Source organism: Microaerobacter geothermalis (assembly GCF_021608135.1).
Taxonomy (GTDB): Bacteria; Bacillota; Bacilli; order DSM-22679; family DSM-22679; genus Microaerobacter; species Microaerobacter geothermalis.
Map to the genome: position 1 here is coordinate 1 of NZ_JAKIHL010000068.1, position 5,508 is coordinate 5,508.

Annotated in this window: 6 protein-coding genes; 1 reads left to right on the forward strand and 5 read right to left on the reverse strand. The window is 34.3% G+C overall.

Features of this window, described 5'->3' with window-relative positions:
- Positions 1–276: transposase (locus tag L1765_RS15570; protein ID WP_236408409.1), on the forward strand; the 276-nt coding region annotated here is incomplete at its 5' end.
- A gap of 104 nt (positions 277–380) precedes the next feature.
- Here the strand turns inward: L1765_RS15570 and L1765_RS15575 are convergent.
- The 5 genes from L1765_RS15575 to L1765_RS15595 all read right to left on the reverse strand — a co-directional run bounded on the left by L1765_RS15575 (position 381) and on the right by L1765_RS15595 (position 5,117).
- A complete protein-coding gene (locus L1765_RS15575; RefSeq protein WP_236408410.1) occupies positions 381–866 on the reverse strand; it encodes a DUF2321 domain-containing protein in 486 nt (161 codons plus the stop codon).
- Between the two features lie 68 nt (positions 867–934).
- A complete protein-coding gene (locus L1765_RS15580; RefSeq protein ID WP_236408411.1) occupies positions 935–2,284 on the reverse strand; it encodes an SIR2 family protein in 1,350 nt (449 codons plus the stop codon).
- Positions 2,285–2,330: 46 nt separating this feature from the next.
- Positions 2,331–3,164, reverse strand: coding sequence for a hypothetical protein (locus tag L1765_RS15585; RefSeq protein ID WP_236408412.1), 834 nt, complete (start codon positions 3,162–3,164; stop codon positions 2,331–2,333).
- A gap of 93 nt (positions 3,165–3,257) precedes the next feature.
- Positions 3,258–4,403 (reverse strand): helix-turn-helix domain-containing protein, encoded by a 1,146-nt coding sequence (locus L1765_RS15590; RefSeq protein ID WP_236408413.1) that lies wholly within the window; start codon positions 4,401–4,403, stop codon positions 3,258–3,260.
- Positions 4,404–4,433: 30 nt separating this feature from the next.
- A complete protein-coding gene (locus L1765_RS15595) occupies positions 4,434–5,117 on the reverse strand; it encodes a hypothetical protein (RefSeq protein ID WP_236408414.1) in 684 nt (227 codons plus the stop codon).
- Between the last annotated feature and the right edge of the window lie 391 nt (positions 5,118–5,508).

The window sequence follows — 5,508 nt, forward strand, 5'->3', positions numbered from 1 at the left end:
TTATGCCAAAAAGTTTACAAAATCAAGAAAACAACCGATTTAAGAAGGTATCCTGCACCAGCAAGAGGAACCCAAGCATGGAAAAACCTCTACAATGAACGTACCGCAGTGGAGCGAGTCATAGCATACCTAAAGGAATATTTTCAACTTAACAACATTCGGCACCGTACTGGTGAACTGGCAAAGGTCCATTTTGATTTAATCTGCCTCCTTTTCAATGCTTCCAAGTTAGCTGTAGATCGGATGAATGCTCAACTGAAAGTAAAGGTGGCTTAAGAGATCATAAAAATATTTTTTAAAATGCAAGATAAAAAATTCTGTTTCTGTCAGCTTCATTAAGAAAATGAATTATGAAATTGATTCGAACAAAAAAATACCAGCTATCCCCAAATGGATTTCTTCGCAGTTTCACTTATAATGTCAACTAATATTTCTCGGAAAGATTCCGCAATGGGAGCTCCTACTTTGGCAAGCAACTTCTTGAATCTTGTCGCGGCTACAGTTGTCTTAGGTGTATCCTTTATGATTTCGTCAATACTTTTTGCGAGAAGTTCCCTTTCATCATCAGTTAATTCATTAATTTCAGATGCTAGCTCTTGTGCGGCTTCAATTTTCATCTTTGTCCAAGGATAAGGCTGACCACAATTATGACAAAATTTTGGAAGTTTATACCTACTACCACCTATTATGACTACTGCGTCAGAATGGTAATCACCTCGAATATGAGTATTACAAGATGGGCATTTTGTTATTGTTTCTGCTCCACATTCTGTGCAAAAATTTTCGTTATATTGAGGATAAGTTCCTGCAGAATCATTTACAACATGGCCGTTTAAACATATTTGAGCAAAATCGAAATACCCCACATTGATCCTCCCAAATATGAGAAATAAATATAAATTATTCACAACGGGAATTATTTGACTGCAATATTTTAAATTTCAACGTTATATTCATTGCTGTTTTTCACTTTTAATAACAGTCTGACGGCTTCTTGAGAATATTTGTTCATTTCCGACTTTCCAATTTTGATTGTAACATGATATTTATTGTCGGATGCCTTTATGTTTATACCTTTTTCCAATTTAATCTGATTAATCAACTTATCTGCACCATGCCAACTGGGGTAGCCAAGTAACTCGCCAACTTGCGTTAAAGTATAAGGATATTGAATATTGATATGGCTTGGATCATCTAACAAAGCCACTCCATACAATCTGGGAAGCTCTTTATCTTCACTTATTACCTTTTCAATCACTTCGAAATCAACATCTACACTTCGTCTTGGAATATCACTTCTAACTAATTTGTAAGTTCGTGCCAATAAAGCCCTGAGTAATTTAGGGTGAACATTATCAACTGCTTTATTTGCTGAAAAAGCTTCAAATACCCAATCATAATTTTTAGCTTCTATATATTTCACTCGTATTTCTTTCCCATTCACAACAAATATTTTTTCTTTTTGAGGTCTGGAATTCCCAGACAGATTCTTGTTATAAGCCAAGAAGTAGATATTTGGGATCAATTCTCCTTCATTCGAAAGAATTTCATCAATATCGGAAAGTATATTAAGAATGTTTTTATCATTCCCACTATAACCGACAAATAATAATGGGTGCTCAGCAAAAAAAGTAAGTAATTTAGCACTTAAATATTTCTTTTTTGTCATAAAAATATCGTAGTCCTCTTTATTAAAAACCAAATCAATGTAATTAGTGATACAACCATGAATTTTATATATTTCCCCAATTGACATGGTATCTGGTTTTAATATCTGCTGGCCAATAATCGGTTGATAATCAACAAAAACTTTTTCTAAAAAAGTATCATAGTTGGTTGTTATAATTGCATGAGGTTGAATATTCCTCAATAGCTCGATCTCTCTCTTATATTCTTCATTTTGAATTTCATTTACATCATTAGGAGTAATTTCTTCAAAAATACGTTTAATTTGATATTTTATGTAAGATGATTTTGGTACATGAGATTGAAATAGTTCTTCAGGGAATAAATCTTTATTTGCCCAAGCCCAGTCACGATAATATTTAGTAAATTCAGTTCCTATCTCTTCTAACTTGTACTGATCTTGAAGATAAAACCCTACCTCATTAGGAATTAATGGGCAATGTTTCTGTAGAGCTTCTAATAATCCAATCCAACTTGGACCATTAAAATATCTTTGTGACAAACCTGACCCAATGAATAAAATGGGTTGCGTCCCCATCTCTTTTAAGCAATCCTTTATATCTTCACTAACTTCGAGAATATAATCTTGATAATTCATTGTATCCATCTCAATCCTTTTCGCATAATCAATAAATGTTTACCTGTTAATTGGAAATAACTAGAGATTTATTTAAATACTCTTGCCAATAATTGTCCTCATCCCCTTCGATCTCATGAAGCCAAAAGTACATCATTATTAATTCAAGATATTGCTTTTTACCTTTAATAAAAGGTCTGTTCGAAATTCTCTTATAAAGTGAATTTAGATTAAACAAGTTGTTTTTCTGCTTATAGTCATAATCGTACTTCAACCAATTACTATTGCTTTTCTTTCGATGACTGATTGGCCATTGATCTTTATTATCATAAAAACGGTGTATCCAATCCATACAAAAACCAATTATATCAACTTTATATTTCTGCCATGTCGTTTCAACCCATTGATCAATTTCTTCCGAAAAAGATAATTGATAGGATGATTTTGTTTGTTGAACTTTAATTTGATGATAATCCTTAATAAACGAAAAGAGCATTTCTGTTTGGTCCTTCAAAAAAGGATTTTTATTAATCAAATGAGCATAGCAATCATATGAGATGCTCCTAAATTCGCTGTCCAAATAATAAAGATAGAAAAGGTCGTCCTTTTTTAAGTAATTAACGATCGAGTGATTCACCTTTTTACCGTACTCATCATAAATATTAATCAACCATTCCTGAATGTCCGAATCATGTTGACTGATGGTTTTTCTATACTTTTCGAGCCGCTCATTGTTTAATACAGTTTGTTCATTCATCTTTGAAAAGTCGAGGTACTGATTAAAATATTCAAATACATAATTGACGCATATTTTCATGTTTTCCATTCGATCATTTAAGCTGAACTCGTTCAATTGATCTTCTTTTTTACTCCGAGCGATATATTCTTCTATTGTGAGCATAATTCACCTTCATTCAATATCAAAATGTTGAACGTCTTCTTTTTCATTTATTTTTAAAGCTCCCGTTCAGAATTGAACAGGAGCTTTCTTGTATTAGGTTTCGTCCGTTTTTTTAACCAATCTTATTGTTGGCTCGGGCTCTTTATAATTAAGAGTTCCTTTTTCAAGATTGCACAACATTTCGATGTATTCTTGTGGTACAGATATTTCTTGAACTAATTGCAGTTCATTTTTAATCTTTTTCTCCAGTAACAACAAAATACTTTTCTTTAAAACAACAGGTTCCTGTAAAGGAACGACATCATCGAGAGGTTCTTTGATTCTCATTTTCTTCATTGACATTTGCTTTACCAAAGATGTGTATTTGCTTTCATCAATCAGTTTCAAGTCTAAGCACCTGCGTAACATAGCGGCGATGGATACATTCCAATATTTTTTTAATTCCACAAAATGAAGCAATGATGTGGAAGTCACTGTCTTGGCAAATGCCTCTGCTGGCATCAAAAATGCCGAAGCAAACCGATTTGCCTGGTTCTCCATATTTTTAAATTCAGTCCGACTAAGAACATCTTGGTTATCTATATCCTTGTGCATCAAAATGTGGCCTAATTCATGAGCACCATCAAACTGTCTTCTAAATGCTGATTTATCGTTACCAAGAAAAATGAAAGGCCTGCCTTGTCGTTGTTGGCAAAAAGCATCGACCTTCTCATTATCAGTATCAACAGAAAAGACCATGATCCCATTTTTCTCTAATAAGTGAACAATATTTGCAATAGGTCTATCCCCAAGTTCCCAGTGTTTACGAACTTGATAAGCTAACTGTTCAATTGAATCATTATCCCATTCTGAATTAAAATACTGGGAAGTATCTGGCAAATTTAGCTCTGGAAACTCAATGTATTCTGATAAATATTCGTAGATATACCCAGCTAATAAAGTTTTGTGAAACTGAATCTCCTTACTTTTCTTTGATGCAGTTGCATTTGCACGGAAAAACGTGTTTCCAACAAATTGTTCTTTAAAATCTCGATAAAAGAAGCTTTTTGGGAATTTAAGCGTATTGATTATCGCCATCATTGTTTCTGGTTTAGGTGTATGCTCTCCCAGTTCAAATTGAGATATTGCTTGCTTAGAAACATTAATTTTTTCTGCAAGCTCACTAATAGTCAAGCCGCGTACCAAGCGTGCCTCCCTTAGCCTCTTTGGATTGAACTTTGGTTCATGTTTTACACTCATATGAAATTACTCCTAATCTAAGGTGTTCTTCTATGATAAAGTTTTATTTTTCAATTTAATAACAATATCGCCATCTTCTTGTGGTACTTTAACGCGTGGTTCAATATCATCAACTTTGTAGCTGTTTAAAGGAATAATGTCTTGAGAATTGAATGTAATGTAATTTGAAATATCTTCTTTATATATCCAATCTTCTTGATCAGGTCTTAAAGCACCCTCGAAAATCATGTCACTATCCCGATCATAACTTACTATGATTCCAAAAGGATGATAATCTGGCCCGAGAGACAATGACGGTTGGTAAACTGAATCCTCCAACAATTCGTTTGCAGGAGCCCCAAGCTCCAAGAGGCGGTCGAAATTCGAAGAAGCAAAATCACCACGGTATCTGCACGGATTATAAATATATTTGTTTTTTGGTAATTTTGAAACCAAGATAAATATATTTCTCACAGTATCATGGATAACAATGTATGGATGTAGACCAGCCTGTTTCTTAATAACCTTCATCTGTGTATGTGGATTGCTTAAGATCATTTTTTCAACATGCGTATTGACACAATCGTACTGTAAACGAGGAGCATAAGTATTTGTTGTGAATGTCGGAAGCAAAGCTTTTATTGTTAGATATTCTTTCTTCCCCTCCTGGATTCCCTTTACTATCAGACTCCTTTGCTCATCCAAAAGCATACACTTCTCAAGAATCTCTCTCATTCGAACACCTCCACATCCCATTATTTACCCAATTTCAATTTTTGTCAAGTAATATGGAAAATCATCTTTGAAATATAAAGTTTTTGAGCTTCATTTAAAAAGTTTGTCTAACACCCAAGTTAATTTGCTTACGACCGCTCCAATTCTTCCGAAAAGGTATCTTATCGGAAGAGTTCATTGAAAATAGATAACCCGAAAATCAAAAATGCCCCATAATCCTGTGAAAATGCACTTTATCTTGTCAAAGATAAAGTGCATTTTTTCGTGCGCCCAGCATGGGCGATCATCTATAGGGTGAAAGTCCCGAACGGGGGCTGGCGAGCGCCTACCGTTAGCCAAGAGCAAGGGTGTCCGCCGCGAGGCGGAATCTGGAGGAAGCTGGAGGCAAACG

What these genes read in the sequence shown, in the direction of transcription:
- L1765_RS15580 (WP_236408411.1), bottom strand. Translation starts at nt 2,284, where the DNA reads ATGAATTATCAAGATTATATTCTCGAAGTTAGTGAAGATATAAAGGAT.
- L1765_RS15585 (WP_236408412.1), bottom strand. Translation starts at nt 3,164, where the DNA reads ATGCTCACAATAGAAGAATATATCGCTCGGAGTAAAAAAGAAGATCAA.
- L1765_RS15590 (WP_236408413.1), bottom strand. Translation starts at nt 4,403, where the DNA reads ATGAGTGTAAAACATGAACCAAAGTTCAATCCAAAGAGGCTAAGGGAG.
- L1765_RS15595 (WP_236408414.1), bottom strand. Translation starts at nt 5,117, where the DNA reads ATGAGAGAGATTCTTGAGAAGTGTATGCTTTTGGATGAGCAAAGGAGT.